Raw genomic sequence first — 23072 nt, 5'->3', positions numbered from 1 at the left:
GGGCCGTGCAGATCACCGTGGTGGCAGTGGGGCTCCTGATCGTGCTCGTGGTGCTGGCCGCCTGGTACGGCCAGCGGTGGATCCGGATGCGCCGCGGTGGCGGCGTGAGCGTCGCGCTGCGGTGGCGTCCGGACAACCCGCGGTCGAGCTGGCACCTGGGGCTCGGCCGCTACGAGGGCGACGAGTTCGTCTGGTACCGGGTGTGGAGCCTGCGCACCGGCGCGGACCGCGTCTTCCAGCGCGAAAGCATGCAGATCGCCGACCGCCGCGACCCCTCCGGCACCGAGGCCTACGCCGTTCCCGAGGGCTCGATCGTGCTGCGCTGCGAGTCGGAGACCCAGGAAGCGATCGAGATCGCGATGGGCCCGGGCGCTCTCACCGGCTTCCTCTCCTGGCTCGAGTCCGCCCCACCCGGGCGACGCCTCCCGCGCGCCTCCTGACCGCCGTGTCGTCCCCCCGATCACGCGAGTTACGCCTTCAATCACGCGAGTGACGCGCTCAATCACGCGAGTCACGTGCCGGATCACGTGAGTTCCGGGTTTCGGGCACTCCGTAGACTCACGACGTGACTCTCGTCGAGATCCCCGGCTCCAAGTCCGTCACCGCCCGTGGCCTGTTCCTGGCCGCCGCCGCGCACGGGACCACCGTGCTCGGTCGTCCGCTGCACTCGGACGACACCGAGGGCTTCGCCGAGGGCCTGGTCAAGCTCGGTTACCGCGTCGACCGGCAGCCGGGCGAGTGGACCATCGAGGGCCGGCCGTCGGGTCCGGGAGTCGCCGAAGCCGACGTCTTCTGCCGGGACGGCGCCACGACGGCCCGGTTCCTGCCCGCGCTGGCCGCCGCCGGCACCGGCACCTTCCGCTTCGACGCGTCCGGCCAGATGCGCCGCCGCCCGCTCGGGCCGCTGACCGACGCCCTGCAGGAGCTGGGCGTCGACCTCGAGTTCGGCGGCGAGCCGGGCCACCACCCGCTGACGGTCCGCGCGAACGGCATCAAGGGCGGCGAACTGACCCTGGACGCGGGGTTGTCCTCGCAGTTCCTGACGGCGTTGCTGCTGGTCGGGCCGCTGACCGCGGAGGGCCTGCGGATCACGGTGACCGACCTCGTGTCGGTGCCGTACGTCGAGATCACGCTGGAGATGATGCGCCGCTTCGGCGTCGACGTCCGCCGCGAGGGGCAGACGTTCGTGGTCCCGGCGCAGCCGTACCAGGCGTGCGAGTACCCGGTGGAGCCGGACGCGTCGACGGCGAGCTACTTCCTGGCCGCGGCGGCGCTCACCGGCCGCACGGTGACCATCCCGGGCCTGGGCTCGGACGCCCTGCAGGGCGACGTGCGCTTCGCCGACGTGCTGCGGGAGATGGGCGCGCACGTCGACCTGGCGCCGGACTCGGTGACGGTCGCGGGCCCCTCGGACGGCCTGCGCGGGATCACGGTGAACATGCGGGACATCTCCGACACGGTCCCGACCCTGGCGGCGATCGCGCCGTTCGCCTCCGGCCCGGTGCGCATCGAGGACGTCTACAACACGCGCATCAAGGAGTGCGACCGGCTCGACGCGTGCGAGGAGAACCTGCGCGCGATGGGCATCGAGGTGGCCACGGGCCGCGACTGGATCGAGATCCAGCCGGGTGAGCCGACGGGCACGCTGGTGTCGTGCCGCCGCGACCACCGGATCGCGATGGCGTTCAGCATCACGGGCCTGCGCACGGACGGCATCACGCTGGACGACCCGGACTGCGTGAAGAAGACGTTCCCCGGCTTCCACCAGGCGCTGGCGACCCTGCGGGAAGGCTGGGGGATCTAGGGCTGCCCGCCCGGCTGCCACAGGACGTCACCGTCGGGGTTCGCCAGCCTCGCCAGGATGAACAGCAGGTCCGACAGCCGGTTCAGGTACTTCACCGCCACCGGGTTCGTCGTCTCCGGCTCCGCCTCGTGCAGGGCCCAAGCCGACCGCTCGGCTCGGCGGGACACCGTCCGGGCCTGGTGCAGGAACGCCGCCCCCGGCGTGCCGCCCGGCAGGATGAACGACGTCAGCTTCGGCAACCGCTCGTTGAACTCGTCGCACCAGGTCTCGAGTCGGGAGACGTACTCCTCGGTGATCCGCAGCGGCGGGTACGGCGGGTCGTCGGAGATCGGCAGGCAGAGGTCGGCCCCGACGTCGAACAGGTCGTTCTGGACCGTGCGCAGCACGTCCGTCACCTCGGCCGGCAGGCCGCCGACCGCGATCGCCAGGCCGAGCACCGAGTTCGTCTCGTCCGTGTCCGCGTAGGCCCCCAGCCGCGGGGACGTCTTCGGCACGCGGGACCCGTCGCCGAGCGCGGTCGTGCCGCTGTCGCCGACCTTCGTGTAGACGCGGTTGATGCGAACGACCATGAACCCACCATAGCGGCCCCCGCCCGGGCCGAATCCGGGCGAGAGGGCATGATTGGCGGCCATGAGCGAGCACTTCGACGTGCATGGCGGAGCCCGGCTGATCGGCGAGGTCGACGTGGTCGGCGCCAAGAACAGCGTGCTGAAGCTGATGGCCGCCGCCCTCCTCGCGGAGGGGACCACGACCATCACGAACTGCCCGCAGATCCTCGACGTCCCGCTGATGGGCGACGTGCTGCGGAGCGTCGGCTGCGAGGTCGTCATCGAGGGCGACACCGCCACCATCACGACGCCGGCCGAGCTGTCGCACCGCGCGGACTCGGCGGCGATGGGCAAGCTGCGCGCGTCCGTCTGCGTGCTGGGGCCGCTGGTCGGCCGGCTGAAGCAGGCCGTCGTGGCCCTGCCGGGCGGCGACGCGATCGGCTCGCGCCCGCTGGACATGCACCAGAACGGCCTGCGCAAGCTGGGCGCGACGAGCACGATCGAGCACGGCTGCGTCGTCGCGAAGGCCGAGACGCTGGTCGGCGCGCAGATCTGGCTGGACTTCCCGAGCGTCGGCGCGACCGAGAACATCCTGATGGCGGCCGTGCTGGCCGAGGGCACCACGGTCATCGACAACTGCGCGCGCGAGCCGGAAATCGTCGACATCTGCACGATGCTCATCGAGATGGGCGCGAAGATCGACGGCGCCGGGACGTCCACGCTGACCGTGCACGGCGTCGAGCAGCTGCACCCGACGACGCACAGCGTGATCGGCGACCGGATCGTGGGCGCGACCTGGGCGTTCGCCGCCTCGATGACCCGCGGCGACATCACCGTGCGCGGGGTCAACCCGCACCACCTCGACCTGGTGCTGAACAAGCTCCAGCTGGCCGGCGCGGACGTCGAAACGTTCGGGGACAAGGGTTTCCGCGTGGTCCAGCCGGAGCGCCCGAAGGCGGTCGACTGGGTGACGCTGCCGTACCCCGGCTTCGCGACCGACCTGCAGCCGTTCGCGGTGGCGCTGTCGGCGGTGTCGGAAGGCACGTCGATGATCACGGAGAACGTCTACGAGGCGCGGTTCCGCTTCATCGAGGAGATGGTCAGGTTGTCGGGCGACGCCCGCACGGACGGCCACCACGCGGTGGTCCGCGGCGTTGAACGGCTGTCGAGCGCGCCGGTCTGGGCGTCGGACATCCGCGCGGGCGCGGGGCTGGTGCTCGCCGGCCTGTGCGCGGACGGCGTCACCGAGGTCTGGGACGTTTTCCACATCGACCGCGGCTACCCGCACTTCGTCGAGAACCTCAACCGCCTGGGCGCGAACATCAAGCGCGTCGCCGGCGAGCCCGAACGGAAGTAGGTCACCCTCCCTGCGCGCCCAGCGCGCGCAGGGCGTACCCGACCAGCCGGTCCAGGTAGTCCGGCTCGGCTTCGGCCTGCCGGACCACCAGGCGCCAGTAGATCGGCGCGGCCAGGACGTCCAGCGCCATCTCCAGGTCGAGGTCGCCGGGCAGTTCGCCGCGCGCGATGGCCCGGCGCAGCATCGCCTCGCCGACCTCGCGCCGCGGGCCGCCGATGCTCGTGCGCGTGCTCTCCGCGGTGTCGGGATTCCGCACGCCCTCGGCGACCAGGTCCGGCAGGATGCGCGAAAACAGCGGGTGCGTCAGCCAGTCGATCAGGCCCTGCATCGTTTCGCGCAGGTCGCCGCGCAGTGAGCCGGTGTCGACGTCGGCTGCGCGAGTCACGCTGAACTCCGCGACGACCGCGGTGATCATCTCGTGCTTCGACCGCCAACGGCGGTACAGCGCGCTCTTGCCGACGCCCGCCCGCTTGGCCACCGCTTCCATCGACAGGCGCCCGTAGCCCTGCTCGGCGAGTTCGTTCAGGACGGCGTCGGTGATCGCCTGCGTGACCTCGGGCTGGAGGACCGCGGCGCCGGTCGGGGTGCGTGCCATGGAGCGCAGTCTAGCGGGTGGACGAGACGGTCCCGTCCTGTCTTCTGCTAACGTCGGGACGGTACCGTTTCGTCCGACCGGCAAGGAGATCACGATGCAGCCACGAGACCTCGTCGAGCACGCCCTCGACCTGCTGCTCGCGCACGACATGGCCGGGTTCGCCGGCCTGTGGGCCGAAGACGGCGTCGCCGAATTCCCGTTCGCGGGTCCCGGCTACCCGGCGCGGCTCGACGGCCGCGACGCCGTCCGCGAATACCTGAGCGACTACCCCAACCTGCTGGACGTCCGGGAAATCACCGCCAAGACCGTGCACCAGACCACGGACCCGGCCGTGGTCGTCGCCGAGTTCACCGTCGCCGGGGTCGCGGTGGCTTCGCAGAAGCCGTACGAGATGTCGTACATCGCCGTGATCACCGTCGAGGACGGCGAGATCCGCCGCTACCGCGACTACTGGAGCCCGCTCGCCGCGGCCGAGGTCCTCGGCGGCCTCGACGAGCTGACCGCTGCCTTCGCCGGTGGCGACCGTGGCTGACGTCCTGGTCCTCGGCGGCACCGGTACCACCGGGCGCCGGGTCGTCGCGGGCCTGCGTGAGGCGGGATTCACGGCGCGGGCGGCCACGCGGAAGCCGGGCGAGGCCGGTCAGGGCCGGTTCGACTGGACCGACCGGCCGTCCCACGCCGAGGCGCTGCGCGGGGTCTCCGCGGTGTACCTGCTGGCCCCGATCGGCGAGGCCGCGCCCGCGGCGCTGGTCGAGCCGTTCCTGGCCGACGCACTGGCCGCGGGTGTCCGGCGGGTCGTCCTGCTCAGCTCGTCGGCGGTCACGACGGACACGCCCGGCCTGGGTGAGCTGCAGCGGCTGGTGCGTGCGGTGCCGGAGTGGGCCGTGCTGAAGCCGTCCTGGTTCATGCAGAACTTCACCGGCGAGCACCTGATCGCCCAGGGGGTGCGGGACGGCGAGATCGTCACGGCCACCGGTGACGCCCGGGTCGCGTTCGTCGACGCCGGCGACATCGCGGCGGTCGCCGTCCGCGCGCTGACCGATCCGGTACCGCACAACACCGAACACGTCCTGACCGGACCGGCTGCCTTGAGCTACGCCGAAGCGGCCGCGATCGTGGCCGCGCGCGTCGGGCACCCGGTGCGGCACCGCGCCGTCAGCACGGCCGAGTTCGCCGAGCGCGTGACGGCGTCGGGGATTCCCGCCGGGTTCGCCCGCGTGCTGGCCGCTCTCGACGAGGACATCCGCCGCGGTGCCGAAGACCGCGTCACCACAGCGGTCGAGCAGGTCACCGGCCGGCCGGCCCGTTCGTTCGAAACTTTTGCCGAGGAGGAGATCCGGTGAAGCAGCTGATGTTCGAAGAGGACCCGCAGTTCTGGTTCGAAACCCTGCGCCTGTTCGGCCACGCGGCCTACGGCGGCTCGGACTTCGGCGAGGTCGTCGCGGCGGCCTCGACGGTGACGCCGGGCGACTACGACAGCTGGCACGACGCCTACCGCGCGCTGGCCGACCGGCTGTACGCCGAAGCGGCCGGCGCCGGGCCGGTCACCGCGCGCGACCTGTTGCTGCGCGCGTCGACGTACTACTTCTCCTCGGAGTTCTTCCTGCACGGCGACCCGGCGGACCCGCGGATCGCGGCGGCGTACGACCGCAGCGTCGAGTGCTTCCGCCGCGCGGGTGTGGCCGAGCCGGTCGAGATCCCTTACGAGGACACGGTTCTGCACGGTTACTTCTACCGGGCGCCGGGCGACGGCCCCAAGCCGTTGCTGATCATGCACAGCGGTTTCGACGGCAGTGCCGAGGAGTGCCACTTCATGGGCGCGGCGGCGGGTGCTTCGCACGGTTATCACGTCCTGGCGTTCGACGGCCCGGGGCAGCCGAGCGCGGTCCGGCGCGAGAAGCTCCTGTTCCGCCCGGACTGGGAGCACGTGGTGACACCGGTGGTGGACTTCGCGCTGGGCCTCGACGGGGTCGACCCGGCCCGGATCGCTTTGCTGGGCATCAGCTTGGGTGGCGAGCTGGCCCCGCGCGCGGCGGCGTTCGAGCCTCGCCTGGCCGCCGTGGTCGCGGTGGACGGCGTGTACGACGCGGGGTCCGCGGTGACGTCGATGCTGCCGTGGCCGCGCGAGGAGATCGTGCGCCGGGCCCGCGCGCCGCACGACGAGGAGTTCGACGCGCTGCTCGCCGCGGGCCGCCAGGCGAGCCCGACCCTGCGCTGGGCGTGCGACCACGGCCGTTACGTGCTGGGCGCGGCGACCGACCGCGAGTTCGTCGCGAAGTACCTGGAGTACACGCTCGAAGACGGCGTGGCGGAGAAGATCACCTGCCCGGTACTGGTGTGCGAAGCGGCGGACGACCTGTTCTTCGGCGGTTCGCGGGAGACCGAGCCGCGGCGGCTGTACGCGCACTTGAAGGCACCCAAGACGCTGCTGACGTTCACGGCGGAGGAGGGCGCGGACGCGCACTGCCACGTCGGCGCCCAGCGGCTCGCGACCGGCCGGATCTACGACTGGCTGGACCGGACGCTTTAGCCTTCGAGGGCGAGCGCCGCGCCGAAGCCCACCAGCGCGGCGCCCGTCGCGCCGTCCATCGCCCGGCGCACCTTCCGCTGCCGCAACCAGCCACGGACCCGGTGCACGAAGAACAGCAGCGCCACCTGCCACACGACGCCCAGGGCCGCGACCGTGTACGCCAGCAGCAGCGCGTCGGCCTGGTCCGTCACGCCCGGCGTCAAGAACTGCGGCAGCACCGACAGGTACAGCACGATCACCTTCGGGTTGGTGATGTTGGACAGGAACCCTTCGCGGAACCGCCGTCCGCGGGAGGCGCGGGCGCGCCGGACGTCGTCGAGAGCCTCGTAATTCCCGCGCCAGGCGCCGCGGAGGGCCTGGACGCCCAGGAAGACGAGGTAGGCGGCGCCGAGCCACTTCACGGTTTCGAACACCGGGCGGTAGCGGGTGATCACCGCGCCCAGGCCGAGCGCCGCCGCCGTGCCCTGCAGGAAGTTCGCGACGGTGATCCCCGCGCACGCCCAGCCGCCGCCGCGCGCGCCGCCGGTCAGGGCGTTCTTCAGCACGACCATCGTGTCCGGGCCCGGCATCATCGCCAGGAACGCCATCATCCCGGCGAACCCCGCGTAGGTGCTCCAGGTCATCAGAACTCCAGGGCGAGGGCGGCGCCGAAGCCGAGCAGCGCGGTGCCGGTGACGCCGTCCAGCGCACGGCGCACCCGGCGGCGCTCAAGCCACGCCCGCACGCGGTGCACGAACACCAGGAGCACCAGCAGCCACAGCACGCCGAGCACGGCGACGGTGTAGGCCAGCGCGAGCGCGTCCCACGTCGTGGTGCGCGCCGGATCGAGGAACTGCGGCAGCACGGACAGGTACAGCACCAGCACCTTCGGGTTGGTGATGTTGGAGAGGAAGCCCTCGCGGAACCGCCGGAAACCGCCGCCCCGGCGGCGCTGGGCCTCTTCGACGGCGTGGTAGTTGCCGCGGAACGCGCCGCGCAGCGCCTGGACACCGAGGAAGACGAGGTAGGCCGCGCCGGCCCACTTGAGCGCGAGGAACACCGGCTGCGACCGGGCGATGAGGACGCCGAGCCCCAGCGCCGCGGCGCTGCCCTGGACAGCGTTGCCGGCGAAGATGCCCAGCGACGCGAGCAGCCCGCCCCGGAACCCACCGGACAGCGCGTTCTTGAGCATGACCATCGTGTCCGGCCCCGGCGCGAGGACGATCAGGACCACGATGACCAGGTAACTCCCGTACGAACTCCACGTCACGGCTGCCCACGCTAACCGACGGGACCGGCCCGGTCTCGCAGTTTTCAGTCACACAGTCAGTCACACAGTCGGTCCCACAGTTCCTCCGCGCGATCGACCACGCACAGAGGGTGCCCGAGCACTTGCGGCGCGCGCGGAACTCGGCGGGAGCGGCCTCGGCAGAGTAGTGTTCGGCCATGTCAGCAGGCGAAATCGATCTTCTGCCCGGTGAACGCGTGCTCTGGGCGGGGGAGCCGGTCCAGCGCCCGCTCTACGTCGCCGCCGACGGGGTTGTCGCCCCGGCCGGGCTCGTCCTCGCCGCCGCTTCCCTCTGGTTCCTGCTCACGAAGCAGCCGAGCGGCCCCACCATGGTCATCACGGTGGTCGCGCTGGTGCTGGGCCTCTACGGCGCGGTCGGCCGGTCGGCCGTCCGCTACCTCGCGCTCGGGCGCACGACCTACGCGGTGACGGACAGCCGGATCATCGCGCGCTCCGGCCTGTTCCGGCAGAAGGAACGCTCCAGCGAGCTGGCCGGCCTGCCGGCGCCGGTCCTCAAAGCGGGGCCGTCCCGCACCGGAACCATCGCCTTCGGGCCGGGGACGGTGACGCTGATGGGCGTCGGCGAGCCCAAGCGGGTCCGCGACCTGCTCACCAAGGCGATCGACGAGGCCAAGGCCCGCCAGGCCCCGCCGGAAGCGGACAGCCCGGCCGCCTGAGGCGGGCAACCGCAAGGCCTTCCGGAGCGTCAGCCCGGCAAAGGGGAGGTCGCTGTGGATGTGCCGACGAACGTCCTGCTGCCGGGTGAGCGACTGCTGTGGTCGGGACGGCCACAGCGTCTCATCCTCGCTCGGTTCGACTGGTACCAGTTCGCATTCGGCCTGCTCTGGGGAATCGCGACCATCGTGGTCCCGGTGGCCAGGCACAACCCGCTGTCGCTCTTCGCATGGGCCGTCGGGGTGGGCGGTGTCGCGTTCGCCTGGGTGCCGGTCGTCGCCAGGTTGCGGGCGCGGCGCAGCGTCGAGTACATCGTTACCGACCGGCGGATCGTGCTGGCCGATCGCTTCTCGGGACGGACTCGCGCCTCGGCGTATCTCGGCACGCTGCCGCCGCCGGTCGCCCGGATCCGGCAGGACGGCAGCGGAACCGTCGACTTCGGCAGGTTCTCGCGCATCGCTTCGGTGCCCACCCGGTCGTCGTTCGCTCTGATGGTGACGGGCCTGGTCGCCGTGCCGGAGGCCGGGCGTGTCCGCGACCTGATCGCGTGGGCACAGTCCGGCCAGGGCTGACGTCACCCGGACGTGTCCGATTGCACTGCCACCATAAGTTACCGGTCGGTACAGTGGACCAAACGTCCACCGCCGGAGGTGTCCAGTGCCGTACCCAACGGACCGCGAACGAGACCGACCGTGGGTGATGCGGACCTACGCGGGGCACTCCTCCGCGGCCGCGTCGAACGAGCTCTACCGACGCAACCTCGCCAAGGGGCAGACCGGCCTCTCGGTGGCGTTCGACCTGCCCACCCAGACCGGCTACGACCCGGACCACCAGCTCTCCCGCGGTGAGGTCGGCAAGGTCGGCGTCCCGGTGTCGCACATCGGCGACATGCGGCGGCTCTTCGACGGCATCCCGCTCGCCGAAGCCAACACGTCGATGACCATCAACGCGCCGGCCATGTGGCTGCTCGCGCTGTACGTCTCCGTGGCGCGCGAGCAGGCCGAGGCCGAGGGGCGGGACGTCGACGAGGTCCTCGCGAAGCTCACCGGCACCACGCAGAACGACATCATCAAGGAGTACCTGTCCCGCGGGACCTACATCTTCCCGCCGGGGCCGAGCCTGCGGCTGATCACCGACGTGATCGCCTGGACCGTGCACCACGTCCCCAAGTGGAACCCGATCAACATCTGCAGCTACCACCTGCAGGAAGCCGGGGCGACGCCGACGCAGGAGGTCGCGTACGCGTTGTGCACCGCAATCGCCGTGCTCGACGCCGTCCGCGACTCGGGGCAGGTCGACGCGGCCGACATGGCGAAGGTCGTCGCGCGGATCTCGTTCTTCGTCAACGCCGGCGTCCGGTTCGTCGAGGAGATGTCCAAGATGCGCGCGTTCACCGCGCTCTGGGACGAGCTGACACGGGACCGGTACGGCGTAACGGATCCCAAGGCCCGGCGGCTGCGCTACGGCGTGCAGGTCAACTCGCTCGGGCTGACCGAGGCCCAGCCGGAGAACAACGTCCAGCGGATCGTGCTCGAGATGCTCGCGGTGTCGCTCTCCCGCGGCGCCCGCGCCCGCGCGATCCAGCTGCCCGCGTGGAACGAAGCCCTCGGCCTGCCGCGGCCGTGGGACCAGCAGTGGGCACTGCGGATGCAGCAGGTGCTCGCGTTCGAGACCGACCTGCTGGAGTACGAGGACATCTTCGACGGCTCGCACGTCATCCAGGCCAAGGTCGACGAGATCATGGCCGGTGCCCGCGAGGAGATCGCCCGCGTCCAGGACCTCGGCGGCGCGGTCGCCGCGGTCGAGAGCGGCTACATGAAGTCGCAGCTGGTCGCTTCGCTGGCCGAGTACCGCCGCGAGATGGAGAACGGCGAACGGGTCCTGGTCGGGGTCAACAAGTTCGACACGACCGAGCCGTCGCCGCTGCAGGCCGAAGGCGCGAAGGCGATCGAGACGATCGACCCCGCCGTCGAGAAGTCCGCCGTCACCGCCATCGAAGAGTGGCGCGCCCAGCGTGACAACGACGCCGTCGAACGGTCGCTGGCCACGCTGAAGGAACGCGCGCAGACCACGGAAAACCTCTTCGAGGCCACTGTGGACTGTGCGCGGGCCGGCGTGACCACCGGCGAGTGGGCCGGCGCGCTGCGCGAGGTGTTCGGTGAATACCGGGCGCCCACCGGGGTTTCCGCCGCCGCGGTCGCCGGCGTGGGCGACGCCGAGCTGGAACGGGTGCGCGCACGGGTCCGGGAAACCGGGGCGGAGCTGGGCGAGCGGCTGCGGATCCTGGTCGGCAAGCCGGGTCTCGACGGGCACTCCAACGGCGCCGAGCAGGTCGCCGTCCGGGCGCGCGACGTCGGCTTCGAGGTCGTCTACCAGGGCATCCGGCTGACGCCCGAGCAGATCGTCGCAGCCGCCGTGCAGGAAGGCGTGCACGTCGTCGGGCTCTCCGTGCTCTCCGGCTCACACCTCGAGGTCGTCCCGCACGTCGTCGACGGCCTGCGTGCCGCGGGGGCGGGTGACGTGCCGGTGATCGTCGGCGGCATCATCCCGCCGGACGACGCCGCGCTGCTGGCCGAACGCGGCGTCGCCCGGGTGTTCACGCCCAAGGACTACGAGCTCACCGGGATCATGGACGGCATCGTCAGCCTGATCCGGGAGCGGCACGGCCTCAGCTGAGTTCCGCCAGGATGTCCTTTGTGGACTTCACGGTGGCGAACTGGTTCGCCAAGTTCGCCGCCGTGACGCGGTAGAGCTCGTCCGCGGTCACCCCCGGCAGGTCGAACGTGAACGTGGCGTCGAGGGCGAAAGTGACGTCGTAGCCGAGGTTCCCGCCCATCCGCGCGGTGGTCTCGCAGCAGAAGTTCGTCTGGATGCCGGCCAGGACGAAGCTGGTGATGCCGCGCTTGCGCAGCCACCCGTCGAGGTCGACGTCGCCGATGAAGGCCGAATTGACCTGCTTGCCGAAGACGAGGTCCGGCCGCGCGCCGTCGAGCTCGGGCTTGAAGTCGTTGCCCGGCTGACCGGGCCGCAGCGGCGAACCGGGCTTCGGCGAATCGTGGTGCACGAGCACCACCGGGAGCCGCCGCTCCTGCCACGCGTCGAGCAGGGCCTTCATGTTCGCTTCGGCGCCCGGGTTGTTGCGCGGGCCCCAGAACTCCGGGTCGTCGAACCCGCGCTGGACGTCGATCAGGATGAGTGCCGTTTCGGTCATGCCGTCGAGTCTCGGGGTCTCCGATGCCCGAGGGGAGTGGCAGAAGACGCGCGATACGGTACTTTTCTGCCATGCGCACGATCGGCGTCGTCCTCCTGCCCGGCACCCGGATGTTCGACCTCGCGGTGATCGGCGAGGTCTGGGGCCAGGACCGGACCGACAGCGGGATCGGCCCGTTCACCCTCCGGCTGTGCAGCCCGGGCCGGGTGCGGACACCCGCGTCGCCGTTCGGGGACGTCGCGGCCACGCACGGCCTTGCCGGGCTCGACGGCTGCGACCTCGTGCTGGCGCCGGGCCGCGACGACCCTCTTGCCCCGGTGCCCGCGTCGGCGGTCACGGCGTTGCGGCGGGCCCACCGAGACGGGCGCACGGTCGCCGGGCTGTGCTCCGGCGCGTTCACACTGGCCGCCGCCGGCCTGCTCGACGGCCGCCCGGCGACCACGCACTGGCGCGACCTCGACGCCCTCGCCCGCGTCGCCCCGCGGGCGGATCTGCAGCGTGACGTGCTCTACACCGACGACCGCGGGGTCCTGACGTCCGCGGGCGTCGTCGGCGGCCTCGACCTCTGCCTGTACCTGGTCCGGCGCGACCACGGTGCCGACGTCGCCGCCCGGCTGGCGCGCCGGCTGGTGATGCCGCCGGCACGCGAGGGCGGCCAGCGCCAGTACGTCGACAACCCGTTGCCGCCGTCGGCGGCCCAGCCCGGCATGGCGTCCACAATGGACTGGGCGCTGGCCCGTCTCGGATCCGGGATCGGCGTCGAGGACCTGGTCGGGCACGCGCGGATGAGCGAGCGGACGTTCCACCGCGAGTTCGCGGCGGCCACCGGCGTCACCCCGGGGCGCTGGCTGCGCGTCCAGCGCGTCCGGTACGCGCAGCGCCTGCTGGAGACGACGGCGCTGCCGGTCGAGCGCGTCGCCGAGCGATCGGGGCTGGGCACGGCGGCCAACCTGCGCCGGCGGATGCGCGCCGAGGTCGGGGTCGGCCCGGACGGTTACCGGCGCACCTTTCGGTCCGGAGGGGCTACGGTCGGGGAATGTACGAGCACCTCCAGCTGAGCCGGGACGGCGACACCGTCACGATCACCATGAACCGGCCGGCGCGGCGCAACTCGCTGTCCGCGGACCACCTCGCCGAGCTGCTCGCCGCGTTCCGCGCGGCGGGGACGTCCGATGCGACCGGCATCGTGCTGGCGGGCGCGGGCCCGGTGTTCTCCGCGGGGCACGACTTCGGCGACGTGGCCGCCCGCGACCTGATGGGCGTGCGCGAACTGCTCACGTTGTGCACGGACCTGATGAAGACGATGCAGTCGATCCCGCAGGTGGTCATCGCGCGGGTGCACGGCCTGGCCACCGCGGCGGGCTGTCAGCTCGTGGCGTCGTGCGACCTGGCCGTCGCCGCCGAGTCGGCGGGCTTCGCGCTGCCGGGTGGCAAGGGCGGCTGGTTCTGCCACACGCCGGCGGTCCCGGTCGCTCGCTCGATCGGCCGCAAGCGGCTGATGGAGCTGGCGCTGACGGGCGATGCCATCGACGCGGCGACCGCGCTCGACTGGGGCCTGGTCAACCGGGTGGTGCCCGACGATCATCTCGACGACGCCGTCGGGGACCTGCTGTCGCGGGCCACGCGCGGCAGCCGCGCCAGCAAGTCGATGGGCAAGGTGACGCTGTACGCCCAGCTCGACCGGCCCGAGGCCGACGCGTACGCGATCGCGCTGGAGGTCATGGCGGCGGCGTCCCAGCTGCCCGGCGCCCGCGAAGGCATGGCGGCGTTCCTCGAGAAGCGCAAGCCCGCCTGGCCCGACTGAACCTTCCCCGGCTCCGGCCGGGTTTCTTCGTGCCGGCAGCCCATACCATACGGTATGGTATGGCCATGGTGGGCAAACGGGATTGGCTGGACGCGGGACTGGTGCTGCTGGCGGAGCAGGGCGCGCCTTCGGTGACCATCGAGCGGCTCACCGAGCGGCTCGGGCTGTCGAAAGGCTCCTTCTACCACCACTTCAAGGGCATGAGCGGCTACCGCACCGCGCTGCTGGAGCACTTCGAGGCCGAACGCACCACGCGGTTCGTGGAGCAGGCCGAAGCGGCGGAGGGGGATCGGCTGAGCGCGTTGCTGAGGCTCGTCCTCGCGCCGGGACCCGGGCCGGAGCTCGAGATCGCCGTCCGGGCGTGGGCCCTGCAGGACGCCGAAGCCAGGGCGGTCCAGGAGCGCGTGGACTCCGCCCGGGTGGCCTACCTGGCCGAGATCAGCGGCGACGCCGGCCTCGCGCAGGCGCTGTACCTGGTCGTCGTCGGGGCGGGGCAGGTCGTGCCGCCGCTGACCGGCCGGCAGCTCAAGAACGCACTGGAACTCGTACTGGGGAGAAGGAAATGACCGAGCCATACGCCGAAGGCGCCGATTACGTCGAGTTCAAGGAGATCGAGAGCGAGAACAGCCTGCGCGAGTTCGTCGCGGGCGTCTTCGGGTGGTCGCCGGCCTGGGTGAAGGTCCTGTTCGGCGTCCGGTACGTGCTCGCGAAGGCGTTGCGGCTCGACACCGCGTCCGTCCCGCGGACCGGCCGGCTCCGGCCCGAGGACGTCGGCTTCGCGCCCGGCGACCGGGTCGCGTTCTTCACCGTCCGGGCCGGCGATCCGGAGCGGTACCTGGTGGCGGGCGTGGACGACAGCCACCTGACCGGGTACCTGACGGTCGAAGCGGTGCCGCGCGGCTTCCGGCTCGGCACGATCGTGCACTTCCACAACCGCGTCGGCCCGGCCTACTTCGCGCTGATCAAGCCGTTCCACCACCTGGTGATCCGCGGGATGCTCAGGGCTGGTGCCGCTCGGCCAGCATGAGCTGCGCCCACGCGGCGATCGACTGCGCGTCGGTGATGTCGCCCGCGAGGATCATCTTCTCGACGTCCGCGCGGGCGAACCACGCGCTGCGCATGTCCTGCTCCTCGTGCTCGCGCTCCGGCTCGCCCTCGGTGAGGTCCGTGGCGAGGAACACCCAGCCGCGCTGGCTGCTCATGCCGGCCGCGACGTCGAGCTTGCCGAGCGGGACCATCGAGCCGGCGCTCAGCCCGGTCTCCTCGCGCAGCTCGCGCGCGGCGAGCTCGGCCGGCGGCACGTCCGCCAGGTCCGGCGCGGTGCCCTGGGGGAACTCCCAGCGCCGCTCGCCGAGCGGGTAGCGGAACTGCTCGACCAGCCGGAACCGGTCGCCGTCCTGGGCGATGACCAGCGCGTACGCCGGCTTGTCGATCACGCCGTAGATGCCCGGCGAGCCGTCGGAGCGGCGGATCTCGTCTTCCCGCACCGTCATCCAGTTGTTCCGGTACACCTCGCGGGACGCGACACGCTGAATGGGGTCCACGCACCCAGTATCACCGACCCTGTCCTACCCTCCTCGGGTGCGTCTCGTGATCGCGCGGTGCCAGGTCGACTACGCCGGCCGGCTGACCGCCCACCTACCGATGGCCACCCGCCTGTTGCTCGTCAAGTCCGACGGCTCGGTGTCGGTGCACTCCGACGACCGTGCGTACAAGCCGTTGAACTGGATGAGCCCGCCCTGCTGGCTGATCGAGGACGGCAAGCTCTGGATCGTCGAGAACAAGCAGGGCGAGAAGCTGGTGATCTCGATCGAGGAGGTCTTCCACGACTACTCCCAGGCCCTGGGCGCGGAACCGGGCCTGCAGAAGGACGGCGTCGAAGCGCACCTGCAGGAATTGCTGGCCGAGCACATCAAGACCCTCGGCGACGGCTACACGCTGGTCCGCCGCGAATTCCCCACGGCGATCGGCCCGGTCGACATCATGGCCCGCGACGCCGACGGCCGTTCGGTGGCGGTCGAGATCAAGCGCCGCGGCGAAATCGACGGCGTCGAGCAGCTGACGCGTTACCTGGAACTGCTCAACCGCGACCCGCTCCTGGCGCCGGTGCAGGGCGTCTTCGCGGCCCAGATCATCAAGCCGCAGGCCCGAACGCTGGCCGAGGACCGCGGCATCCGCTGCTTGACGCTGGACTACGACGAGCTCCGCGGCATCGAGTCCGACGAGTTCCGGCTGTTCTGAGGTGTCCGACGTGGAGCCGGGCCGGTACGTCCACCACAAGGGCGGCGAGTACGAGGTGCTCGGAGTGGCCCGGCACAGCGAGACCGAAGAAGAGCTGGTGGTGTACCGGGCGCTGTACGGCGAGCGGGGCCTGTGGGTCCGCCCGGCGCCGATGTTCACCGAGACCGTCGAGACACCGGCCGGCCGGGTCCCGCGCTTCCGGCGGGTGGCGGACCGGGGCCCGTTGAAAAATTGACCTTCCGGCTGCCCGAAGGGGCGGTCTCGGGGCCGATACCGAATCGATGCCGAAATCGACGTATCTCATCCGTTGATTGTTGCTCCGCCAGGAAATCGTTAACCCGATAGGTCGGTGCGCAGTGGACAGATACTTTTCATCGCCATTTGTGCGCTGTTCGGGTGAGTTCGGGATCTTATTCGCCGGTGCCGTGCGACACTCGATTCGAGGGGTTCCGCCGGTGCGTCCGGCGTGGCCGGAGGGTGGTGCGCTCGGCCGTCTTTCTTCGTCGTGCCAACGTTTCAGTCCGCCTTTGAGCTCGTGGTGTGCATGTCATCCGGCCGGCGTGCGCGCATTTTCGCCTGCACGGAGGAGGAAGTCATGCGTTATCGCCCACTCGGTTCCGATCCGGCCGACCCGCGCCTGGGCCGGTTCATTCCGGACGACTGGCGGCACGTGGAAAGGTATCCGCTCGGCGCGCTGGCCGACGAAGACCGGCCCACCCGGTCGCCGGTCGTGATCGGCGTCAACTGGTACTCGGCGTTCGACCAGCCGGAACAGGACGAGACGTCCGGCGAATTCTTCATCGCGAAGGCCGGCGTCAAGAAACTCGGCCACATCCGCGGCGGCCACTGCGTGTGCCTCGAGCCGGGCGGCACCCCGGACACCGACGCCTGGTACGCGTTCTACGACCAGGGCCACGAAGGCGCCTGCGTCGGCTTCGGCTGGTCGCGGTGCATGTCGATCTTCAACGGCAGCGAGTACGCGGCCCGCTGGCTCTGGGACTCGGCCAAGAAGCGTGACGAGTGGCCCGAAACCAACCCCGGCGACGAGAACGGCACGTCGGTCCGGGCCGCGGCCGAGGTGCTCAAGGACACCGGGCACGTCCTGTGGGACGAGTCCTACGAGGGCGACGACTGGCACGCCCGGGAGAAGTACACCCCCGAGGCCAAGCAGGGCCTCAAGGCGTTCCGCTGGGCGAAGTCGGTCGACGACGTGCACGCCGTGCTCGCCAACCCGCGTGCCGACGAGCTCGGTGCCGTGCCGCTGCTCAATTCCTGGGGCCCGGGCTTCCCGCACCGGACCTACCTGCCCGACGCCGTGCTCGCCAAGCTGATCGAGGAGGACGGCGAGATTGCGGTACCGACCGACCGGTGATTCCAGCCGCTCCCGCGGCGCGTGAACGAGGGCGCGTTTCCCCTGGTGGTGACCGGGGGAGGCGCGCCCTCCGGCCTTTGTGGACGCGTCAGCGTGCCGACCCTGAATCCATGCAGTACTGTCCGGATCCGACAGGGTGGCGGTGATTCCTGTCGGATCCTGTCCTGTTTGAAAACACACTGCCGGAGGTGGGTCGGGTGCTCGTCCTAGCCGATGCGAACCTGCGACTCGACGCGAGTGCGATCGACTACATCGAATTGGCGTTCTACTTCGTGCTCGTGCTCGGTATCGGGTACCTGGCGCGGCGGCAGGTGTCGAGCAGCCTCGACTTCTTCCTGTCCGGCCGCTCGCTGCCCGCCTGGGTCACCGGCTTGGCGTTCATTTCGGCGAACCTCGGCGCGGTCGAAGTCATGGGCATGTCGGCGAACGGGGCCAAGTACGGCCTGCCGACCGTCCACTACTTCTGGATCGGCGCCATCCCGGCGATGCTGTTCCTCGGCATCGTGATGATGCCGTTCTACTACGGCTCGAAGGTCCGCAGCGTCCCGGAATTCATGCGGCGGCGCTTCGGCAAGCCGGCCCACCTGGTCAACGGCGTCAGCTTCGCCGCCGCCCAGATCCTGATCGCGGGCGCGAACCTGTTCCTGCTGGCCAGCGTCGTCAAGCTGCTCCTCGGCTGGCCGCTGTGGGTGTCGATCGTCGTCGCCGCCGCGATCGTGCTCTCCTACACCGCGCTCGGCGGCCTCTCCGCCGCGATCTACAACGAGGTCCTGCAGTTCTTCGTCATCGTCATCGCGCTGGTGCCGCTGACGATCATCGGCCTGGTCAAGGTCGGCGGCTGGCAGGGCCTGGTCGACAAGGTGACCAACAGCCCGGGCGGGTCGGCGCAGCTGCACTCGTGGCCCGGTGACAACCTGACCGGCTTCGGCAACAACATCCTGTCGATCCTCGGCATCGTGTTCGGCCTCGGGTTCGTGCTCTCGTTCGGCTACTGGACGACGAACTTCGTCGAGGTCCAGCGCGCGATGGCGTCGAAGAGCATGTCGGCCGCGCGGCGCACGCCGATCATCGGCGCGTTCCCGAAGATGCTGGTCCCGTTCATCGTGATCATCCCCGGCATGATCGCCGCGGTCACCGTGTCGGAGTACGTGAAGGACAAGCAGGTCCTGCTGGACGGCGGCACCGCCGAGAGCGGTGTCACGTTCAACAACGCGCTCCTGCTGCTGATGCGCGACCTGCTGCCGAACGGCATGCTCGGCATCGCCATCGCCGGTCTGCTGGCCTCGTTCATGGCCGGCATGGCGGCGAACCTGAGCTCGTTCAACACCGTCTTCACGTACGACATCTGGCAGACGTACGTGAAGAAGGACAAGCCGGACCACTACTACCTGAACCTCGGCCGCGTGGTGACCTCGGCCGGCACGATCCTCGCGATCGGCACGGCGTTCATCGCGTCGCAGTCCAGCAACATCCTGGACTACCTGCAGGACCTGTTCTCGTTCTTCAACGCGCCGCTGTTCGCGACCTTCATCCTCGGCATGTTCTGGAAGCGGATGACCCCGCACGCCGGCTGGAGCGGCCTGGTGCTCGGGACCGCGTCCGCGATCACCGTCTGGGGCCTGTCGAAGGCCGGGGTGCTGGGCCTGACCGGCCAGGGCATCAGCTTCGTCGCCGCGGGGACCGCGTTCGTCGTCGACATCGTGGTGAGCGTCGTCGTCTCGCTGGCGACCCGGCCGAAGCCGGACGAGGAACTGGTCGGTCTGGTCTACTCGCTCACGCCGAAGGAAACGCGTCAGCACGACTCGACCGGCGAGAACGCGGGCTGGTACCGCAAGCCGGGCCTGCTCGCGGGCATCGTGCTCGTCCTGACCATCGCCCTGAACGCCATCTTCTAGGAGACCGGAATGGCTACCGAGTCGCAGCCGCGCGCACACAAGGCAGGCGCCTTCGACATCCGGCTGATCATCGCCCTGCTGATCGGCGTCTACGGCGTCATCCTCACCGTCATGGGCATCGGCTTCACCTCCGACGACGACATCAAGAAGGCCGCCGACGTCAACATCAACCTGTGGGCCGGGATCGGCATGCTGGTGGTCTCCGCGCTGTTCGTCACCTGGGCCCTGGTCCGGCCGCTCGTCGTGCCGGCCGAGCCCGAGACCGAGAGCGACGACACACCGGCCGTCGCGGGCGAATAGCCGGGTTGTCCGGACAGCGGCGCGAGGGTGCCGCTACCGTGCTCCGCGTGCTCCCAGACGTTCGGCGCCGCCGTCTCCCGAAGCTGTTCCTGCTGGTCACCGCGCTCGCGCTGCCGCTGACGGCGTGCGGGCAGGACCTCGGCAAGTCCAACTTCGCCCGGACGACGGTGCCCGCGGCGGCCGGCTCCGGCCAGGTCGCCGACGGCCCGATCACCGACGCCGCCGTGGCGGCCGGCGTGCTCCGCACGATCCAGCCGTGCCAGTTCCTGACGAAGGCCGCCCTCGGCACCTTGGGCCTCGGCACGGTCGAGGACGACCCGTCGCCGTCGTCCATCGCCTTCGACACCTGCAGCAACAAGGTGAAGGACCCGGGCGGCAAGGAGATCCGGCTCGAACTCGAGATCGGCAGCACGGTGGTGCCGCGGGCCGACAAGACGGCCGGGGTGGTCGGCGGGCTGCCGCTGCGCGTGAACAAGACGGGCGACACCGACTGCACCGTCGCGGCGATGACGGCGCTGAACCCGGACGTGGGGCTCGCGGTGTCGGTCACCTACGCCGGTGAACCCTGCCGTCCCGGGCAGGCGTTCGCCGACGCCGTCGTCCAGAAGCTGCACAACTCGCCGGAGAAGTACTCGACGCCAGCGGGCACCGTGCTGACCGCCGATCCGTGCGCGATGGCCGACACCGCGGCGGTGACCGCCCCCGTGCCGTCGGCGAAGCCCGCGCCCTCGGGCCTGCACTCGTGCGAGTGGCGGGACCGGGGCCCGGCGGTGACGGTCGGGTTCCGGCCCGGCCTGCCGCCGCTCGTCGGCGACGGTTACTCCAAGGTGGACCTCGGCAACGGCGTGACCGGCTTCCAGAAGCAGGGGACCGGGGGTTCGGCCCGGTGCAAGGTCGAGTGGCAGCACCGGCCGTGGCAGGGCGACGACGTCGAACTGGCCCAGGTGGACTACCAGGGCTATGCCGACAACGACAGCGATCCGTGCGGCAAGGCGGTGGCCGTCGCGAAGAACGTGGTCACCAAGCTCCCCCGGCCCTGATCTGGCGGCGGGCGGCGCGGAGAGGTAGGAAGAGGGCACCCCACCCGCCGATGTGCCGGAGGCTGCCGTGAAGAAGATCATCAACGATCCGGCGAACGTGGTCGCCGAGTCGCTGCGGGGGCTCGCCGCCGCGCACGCGGACATCCTCCGCGTCCAGTACGACCCGGACGTCGTGGTCAGAGCCGACGCTCCGGTCACGGGCAAGGTCGCCGTCATCTCCGGCGGCGGGTCCGGGCACGAACCGCTGCACGGCGGCTTCGTCGGCCCCGGCATGCTCGCCGCGGCGGTCCCCGGCGCGGTGTTCACCTCGCCGACGCCGGACGCGGTGCAGGCCGCGGTCACCGCGACCACCGGTGAAGCGGGCGCGCTGCTCATCGTGAAGAACTACACCGGCGACGTGCTGAACTTCGAGACGGCCGCCGAGCTCGCCGCCGCCGAGGGCCTCGAGGTGCGCAGCGTCGTGATCGACGACGACGTCGCGGTCAAGGACTCGACCTACACCGCGGGCCGCCGCGGGGTCGGCGGCACGGTGCTGCTGGAGAAGATCACCGGCGCCGCCGCCGAGCGCGGGGACTCCCTCGACGCCGTCACCGCGCTGGCGCAGAAGGTGATCGGCCAGGTCCGGTCGATCGGTGTCGCCCTCACCGCGCCGACCGTGCCGCACGCCGGCACTCCCAGCTTCGACCTCGACGAGAACGAGGTCGAGTTCGGCATCGGCATCCACGGCGAGCCCGGCCGCGAGCGCATCCCGGCCGAGCCGGCCGACGAGCTGGTGGCGCGGATGGTCGAGGCGGTCGTATCGGATCTGCCGTTCGCCTCCGGCGACCGCGTGCTGCTGTTCACCAACTCGATGGGCGGCACCCCGCTCGTCGAGCTCTACCTGGCCCACGGCATCGCCGAGCGGCTGCTGGCCGACCGGGGGATCGTGGTCGAGCGCCGGCTGGTCGGCCCGTACATCACCAGCCTCGAGATGCAGGGGATGAGCCTGACGTTGCTCAAACTGGACGACGAGCTGACCGAGCTCTGGGACGCCCCGGTCAACACCGCGGCCCTGCGGTGGGGGCTCTGATGGCCTGCACGGCCGAGGGGGTCGCGGCGGCCGTGCGCGCCGCCGCGGCGGTGGTCGCCGAGCACCGCGTGGAACTGATCGACCTCGACCGCGCGATCGGCGACGGCGACCACGGCGAGAACCTCAACCGCGGCTTCGCGGCCGTCGTGGCGGCGCTCGACGCGGGTGTGCCGGACACGCCGGGCGGGGTGCTGAAGCTCGTCGCGACGACGTTGATCTCCAAGGTCGGCGGAGCGGCGGGTCCGTTGTACGGCACGGCTTTCCTGCGTGCCTCGGCCAAGCTCGGCGCCGTTGACACCCTCGACGTCCCGGGGCTGGTGGACGCGCTGCGTGCCGGCCTCGAAGGCGTCCAGGCCCGCGGCAAGGCCGTGGGCGGCGACGCGACCATGGTCGACGCCCTGATCCCCGCGGTCGCGGCCGCGGAGAAGGCGGCCGGGGATGGCGGCGACGTCGCCGCGGTGCTGACCGCGGCGGCCGACGCGGCCGACACCGGCGCGGAGTCCACAGTGGACCTGGTACCGCGGAAGGGCCGGGCGTCCTACCTCGGCGAGCGCGCGGTCGGGCACCTGGATCCCGGCGCCCGGTCGTCGGCGCTGCTGCTGCGCGCGTTCGTGGAGGCCGCCCGGTGAGCGTGGGAATCGTGCTCGTTTCGCACAGCGCCAAGCTCGCCGAAGGCCTGGCCGAGCTGGCCGCCCAGATGGCACCGGACGTCACCATCCATCCCGCCGGCGGCCTCTCCGACGGCTCGATCGGCACGGACTACGACGAGGTCGTCGCCGCCACCCAGCGCGCCGACTCCGGCGACGGCGTCGTGCTGCTCTACGACCTGGGCAGCGCGCAGATGACGGCCGAGCTCGCCGTCGAATCGCTGGCCGACCCCTCGGCCGCGATCGTCGCGGACGGCCCGCTGGTCGAGGGCGCGATCGCGGCGGCGGTCGCCGCGCAGGCCGGGCGGGATCGCCAGGCGGTGGCCGAGGCCGCCGCGGCGGCCGGCCTCCCCGAGGACCTGGCGCCCGCCGAGGCCCCGGCCGACGCCGCCGAAATCGAGCTGGAGCTGCACAACGAGGTCGGCCTGCACGCCCGGCCCGCCGCGGTGCTGGTGCGCACGCTCAGCGAGTTCGACGCCGAGGTGACCGTGCGGCTCGGCGATCAGGAGGCCGACGGCCACAGTGTGCTGGCCCTGATGTCGCTCGGCGCGCGCCAGGGCGACCGGATCCGCGTGCGGGCGCGCGGGCCGCAGGCTTCCGCCGCGCTGGAGAAGGCGAAGGAGCTGGTGGACGGCAATTTCGGCGAGTGAAGCCGACGTCGCCGACCGGGTGACTTGCGCGGTACTGACTCGATTCCGTCTGGGCTTCGGTGGTACC

28 protein-coding genes are annotated in these 23072 nt (G+C 71.2%); 22 read left to right on the top strand and 6 right to left on the bottom strand.

The window, feature by feature from the left end; genetic code table 11:
• Nucleotides 1–5 precede the first annotated feature (5 nt).
• Together QRY02_RS28510 and aroA are read left to right on the top strand one after the other, a co-directional pair.
• Nucleotides 6–440, top strand: a complete 435-nt coding sequence (locus QRY02_RS28510) for a DUF2550 domain-containing protein (protein WP_285985915.1) — start codon at nt 6–8, stop codon at nt 438–440.
• A 125-nt stretch (nt 441–565) separates the two neighbouring features.
• Nucleotides 566–1804, top strand: coding sequence for a 3-phosphoshikimate 1-carboxyvinyltransferase (gene aroA / locus QRY02_RS28505; protein WP_285985914.1), 1239 nt, complete (start codon nt 566–568; stop codon nt 1802–1804).
• On the opposite strand, the gene QRY02_RS28500 is transcribed toward aroA, so the two are convergent.
• A complete protein-coding gene (locus QRY02_RS28500; RefSeq protein WP_285985913.1) occupies nt 1801–2373 on the bottom strand; it encodes a cob(I)yrinic acid a,c-diamide adenosyltransferase in 573 nt (190 codons plus the stop codon). The two genes, aroA and QRY02_RS28500, sit on opposite strands and share 4 nt — an antisense overlap.
• Before the next feature lie 61 nt (nt 2374–2434).
• On the opposite strand from QRY02_RS28500, the gene murA reads away from it, so the two are divergent.
• Complete coding sequence (gene murA, locus QRY02_RS28495; RefSeq protein ID WP_285985912.1) at nt 2435–3709, top strand: UDP-N-acetylglucosamine 1-carboxyvinyltransferase; 1275 nt, start codon at nt 2435–2437, stop codon at nt 3707–3709.
• Between the two features lies 1 nt (nt 3710).
• Here murA and QRY02_RS28490 read toward each other — a convergent pair whose 3' ends face one another.
• A complete protein-coding gene (locus tag QRY02_RS28490) occupies nt 3711–4304 on the bottom strand; it encodes a TetR/AcrR family transcriptional regulator (RefSeq protein WP_285985911.1) in 594 nt (197 codons plus the stop codon).
• A 94-nt stretch (nt 4305–4398) separates the two neighbouring features.
• Here QRY02_RS28490 and QRY02_RS28485 point away from each other — a divergent pair, with 94 nt between their 5' ends.
• From QRY02_RS28485 to QRY02_RS28475, 3 genes are read left to right on the top strand one after another with little or no spacing between them, the layout of a single operon-like run.
• Nucleotides 4399–4836 carry a nuclear transport factor 2 family protein gene (locus QRY02_RS28485; RefSeq protein ID WP_285985910.1) on the top strand — a complete coding sequence of 146 codons (438 nt, stop codon included), beginning with the start codon at nt 4399–4401 and terminating at the stop codon, nt 4834–4836.
• Nucleotides 4829–5647 carry an NmrA family NAD(P)-binding protein gene (locus QRY02_RS28480; RefSeq protein WP_285985909.1) on the top strand — a complete coding sequence of 273 codons (819 nt, stop codon included), beginning with the start codon at nt 4829–4831 and terminating at the stop codon, nt 5645–5647. Before QRY02_RS28485 ends, QRY02_RS28480 begins: the two co-directional genes overlap by 8 nt.
• Nucleotides 5644–6834 carry an alpha/beta hydrolase family protein gene (locus QRY02_RS28475; RefSeq protein ID WP_285985908.1) on the top strand — a complete coding sequence of 397 codons (1191 nt, stop codon included), beginning with the start codon at nt 5644–5646 and terminating at the stop codon, nt 6832–6834. Before QRY02_RS28480 ends, QRY02_RS28475 begins: the two co-directional genes overlap by 4 nt.
• Here the strand turns inward: QRY02_RS28475 and QRY02_RS28470 are convergent.
• Together QRY02_RS28470 and QRY02_RS28465 are read right to left on the bottom strand one after the other, a co-directional pair.
• Nucleotides 6831–7457, bottom strand: a complete 627-nt coding sequence (locus QRY02_RS28470; protein WP_285985907.1) for a LysE family translocator — start codon at nt 7455–7457, stop codon at nt 6831–6833. The two genes, QRY02_RS28475 and QRY02_RS28470, sit on opposite strands and share 4 nt — an antisense overlap.
• A complete protein-coding gene (locus tag QRY02_RS28465) occupies nt 7457–8083 on the bottom strand; it encodes a LysE family translocator (protein WP_285985906.1) in 627 nt (208 codons plus the stop codon). Before QRY02_RS28465 ends, QRY02_RS28470 begins: the two co-directional genes overlap by 1 nt.
• A 176-nt stretch (nt 8084–8259) precedes the next feature.
• Between QRY02_RS28465 and QRY02_RS28460 the strand changes: the two genes are divergently transcribed.
• The 3 genes from QRY02_RS28460 (at nt 8260) to QRY02_RS28450 (ending at nt 11452) form a co-directional block, all read left to right on the top strand.
• The gene (locus QRY02_RS28460) at nt 8260–8778 is read left to right on the top strand and encodes a PH domain-containing protein (protein ID WP_285985905.1); all 519 of its coding nucleotides are present in this window, start codon (nt 8260–8262) and stop codon (nt 8776–8778) included.
• Between the two features lie 54 nt (nt 8779–8832).
• Entirely contained in the window at nt 8833–9348 is a 516-nt protein-coding gene (locus tag QRY02_RS28455) for a hypothetical protein (RefSeq protein WP_285985904.1), read from the top strand.
• An 85-nt stretch (nt 9349–9433) separates the two neighbouring features.
• Nucleotides 9434–11452, top strand: a complete 2019-nt coding sequence (locus QRY02_RS28450; RefSeq protein ID WP_285985903.1) for an ethylmalonyl-CoA mutase — start codon at nt 9434–9436, stop codon at nt 11450–11452.
• Here the strand turns inward: QRY02_RS28450 and QRY02_RS28445 are convergent.
• Complete coding sequence (locus tag QRY02_RS28445) at nt 11445–11987, bottom strand: cysteine hydrolase family protein (protein WP_285985902.1); 543 nt, start codon at nt 11985–11987, stop codon at nt 11445–11447. The genes QRY02_RS28450 and QRY02_RS28445 overlap by 8 nt on opposite strands.
• Before the next feature lie 71 nt (nt 11988–12058).
• Between QRY02_RS28445 and QRY02_RS28440 the strand changes: the two genes are divergently transcribed.
• The 4 genes from QRY02_RS28440 to QRY02_RS28425 all read left to right on the top strand — a co-directional run bounded on the left by QRY02_RS28440 (nt 12059) and on the right by QRY02_RS28425 (nt 14818).
• The gene (locus QRY02_RS28440) at nt 12059–13045 is read left to right on the top strand and encodes a GlxA family transcriptional regulator (RefSeq protein WP_285985901.1); all 987 of its coding nucleotides are present in this window, start codon (nt 12059–12061) and stop codon (nt 13043–13045) included.
• Entirely contained in the window at nt 13024–13791 is a 768-nt protein-coding gene (locus QRY02_RS28435) for an enoyl-CoA hydratase-related protein (protein ID WP_285985900.1), read from the top strand. Before QRY02_RS28440 ends, QRY02_RS28435 begins: the two co-directional genes overlap by 22 nt.
• 65 nt (nt 13792–13856) lie before the next feature.
• Nucleotides 13857–14357, top strand: a complete 501-nt coding sequence (locus tag QRY02_RS28430; protein ID WP_285985899.1) for a TetR/AcrR family transcriptional regulator — start codon at nt 13857–13859, stop codon at nt 14355–14357.
• Nucleotides 14354–14818, top strand: a complete 465-nt coding sequence (locus QRY02_RS28425; RefSeq protein WP_285985898.1) for a DUF2867 domain-containing protein — start codon at nt 14354–14356, stop codon at nt 14816–14818. The genes QRY02_RS28430 and QRY02_RS28425 overlap by 4 nt, the downstream gene beginning before the upstream one ends.
• On the opposite strand, the gene QRY02_RS28420 is transcribed toward QRY02_RS28425, so the two are convergent.
• Nucleotides 14790–15335, bottom strand: coding sequence for an NUDIX domain-containing protein (locus tag QRY02_RS28420; RefSeq protein WP_285985897.1), 546 nt, complete (start codon nt 15333–15335; stop codon nt 14790–14792). The two genes, QRY02_RS28425 and QRY02_RS28420, sit on opposite strands and share 29 nt — an antisense overlap.
• Nucleotides 15336–15372: 37 nt before the next feature.
• On the opposite strand from QRY02_RS28420, the gene nucS reads away from it, so the two are divergent.
• The 9 genes from nucS (at nt 15373) to dhaM (ending at nt 23005) form a co-directional block, all read left to right on the top strand.
• Nucleotides 15373–16032, top strand: a complete 660-nt coding sequence (gene nucS, locus QRY02_RS28415) for an endonuclease NucS (RefSeq protein ID WP_285985896.1) — start codon at nt 15373–15375, stop codon at nt 16030–16032.
• A 10-nt stretch (nt 16033–16042) separates the two neighbouring features.
• Nucleotides 16043–16267 (top strand): DUF1653 domain-containing protein, encoded by a 225-nt coding sequence (locus QRY02_RS28410; protein ID WP_285985895.1) that lies wholly within the window; start codon nt 16043–16045, stop codon nt 16265–16267.
• 360 nt (nt 16268–16627) lie between these two features.
• Nucleotides 16628–17404, top strand: coding sequence for a hypothetical protein (locus QRY02_RS28405; RefSeq protein ID WP_285985894.1), 777 nt, complete (start codon nt 16628–16630; stop codon nt 17402–17404).
• Nucleotides 17405–17601: 197 nt separating this feature from the next.
• Nucleotides 17602–19299 (top strand): sodium:solute symporter family protein, encoded by a 1698-nt coding sequence (locus tag QRY02_RS28400; RefSeq protein WP_285985893.1) that lies wholly within the window; start codon nt 17602–17604, stop codon nt 19297–19299.
• Nucleotides 19300–19308: 9 nt separating this feature from the next.
• Nucleotides 19309–19599 (top strand): hypothetical protein, encoded by a 291-nt coding sequence (locus QRY02_RS28395; RefSeq protein WP_285985892.1) that lies wholly within the window; start codon nt 19309–19311, stop codon nt 19597–19599.
• 47 nt (nt 19600–19646) lie between these two features.
• Nucleotides 19647–20639 (top strand): DUF3558 domain-containing protein, encoded by a 993-nt coding sequence (locus tag QRY02_RS28390; RefSeq protein ID WP_285985891.1) that lies wholly within the window; start codon nt 19647–19649, stop codon nt 20637–20639.
• Nucleotides 20640–20706: 67 nt separating this feature from the next.
• Complete coding sequence (gene dhaK, locus QRY02_RS28385; RefSeq protein WP_285985890.1) at nt 20707–21708, top strand: dihydroxyacetone kinase subunit DhaK; 1002 nt, start codon at nt 20707–20709, stop codon at nt 21706–21708.
• Nucleotides 21708–22337, top strand: coding sequence for a dihydroxyacetone kinase subunit DhaL (gene dhaL / locus QRY02_RS28380; RefSeq protein ID WP_285985889.1), 630 nt, complete (start codon nt 21708–21710; stop codon nt 22335–22337). Before dhaK ends, dhaL begins: the two co-directional genes overlap by 1 nt.
• The gene (dhaM, locus tag QRY02_RS28375) at nt 22334–23005 is read left to right on the top strand and encodes a dihydroxyacetone kinase phosphoryl donor subunit DhaM (protein WP_285985888.1); all 672 of its coding nucleotides are present in this window, start codon (nt 22334–22336) and stop codon (nt 23003–23005) included. The genes dhaL and dhaM overlap by 4 nt, the downstream gene beginning before the upstream one ends.
• Nucleotides 23006–23072 lie beyond the last annotated feature (67 nt).

Source organism: Amycolatopsis sp. DG1A-15b (assembly GCF_030285645.1).
Taxonomy (GTDB): Bacteria; Actinomycetota; Actinomycetes; order Mycobacteriales; family Pseudonocardiaceae; genus Amycolatopsis.
The sequence above is the reverse complement of the archived record's forward strand: the minus strand, read 5'-3'. Positions and strand labels throughout refer to the sequence as shown.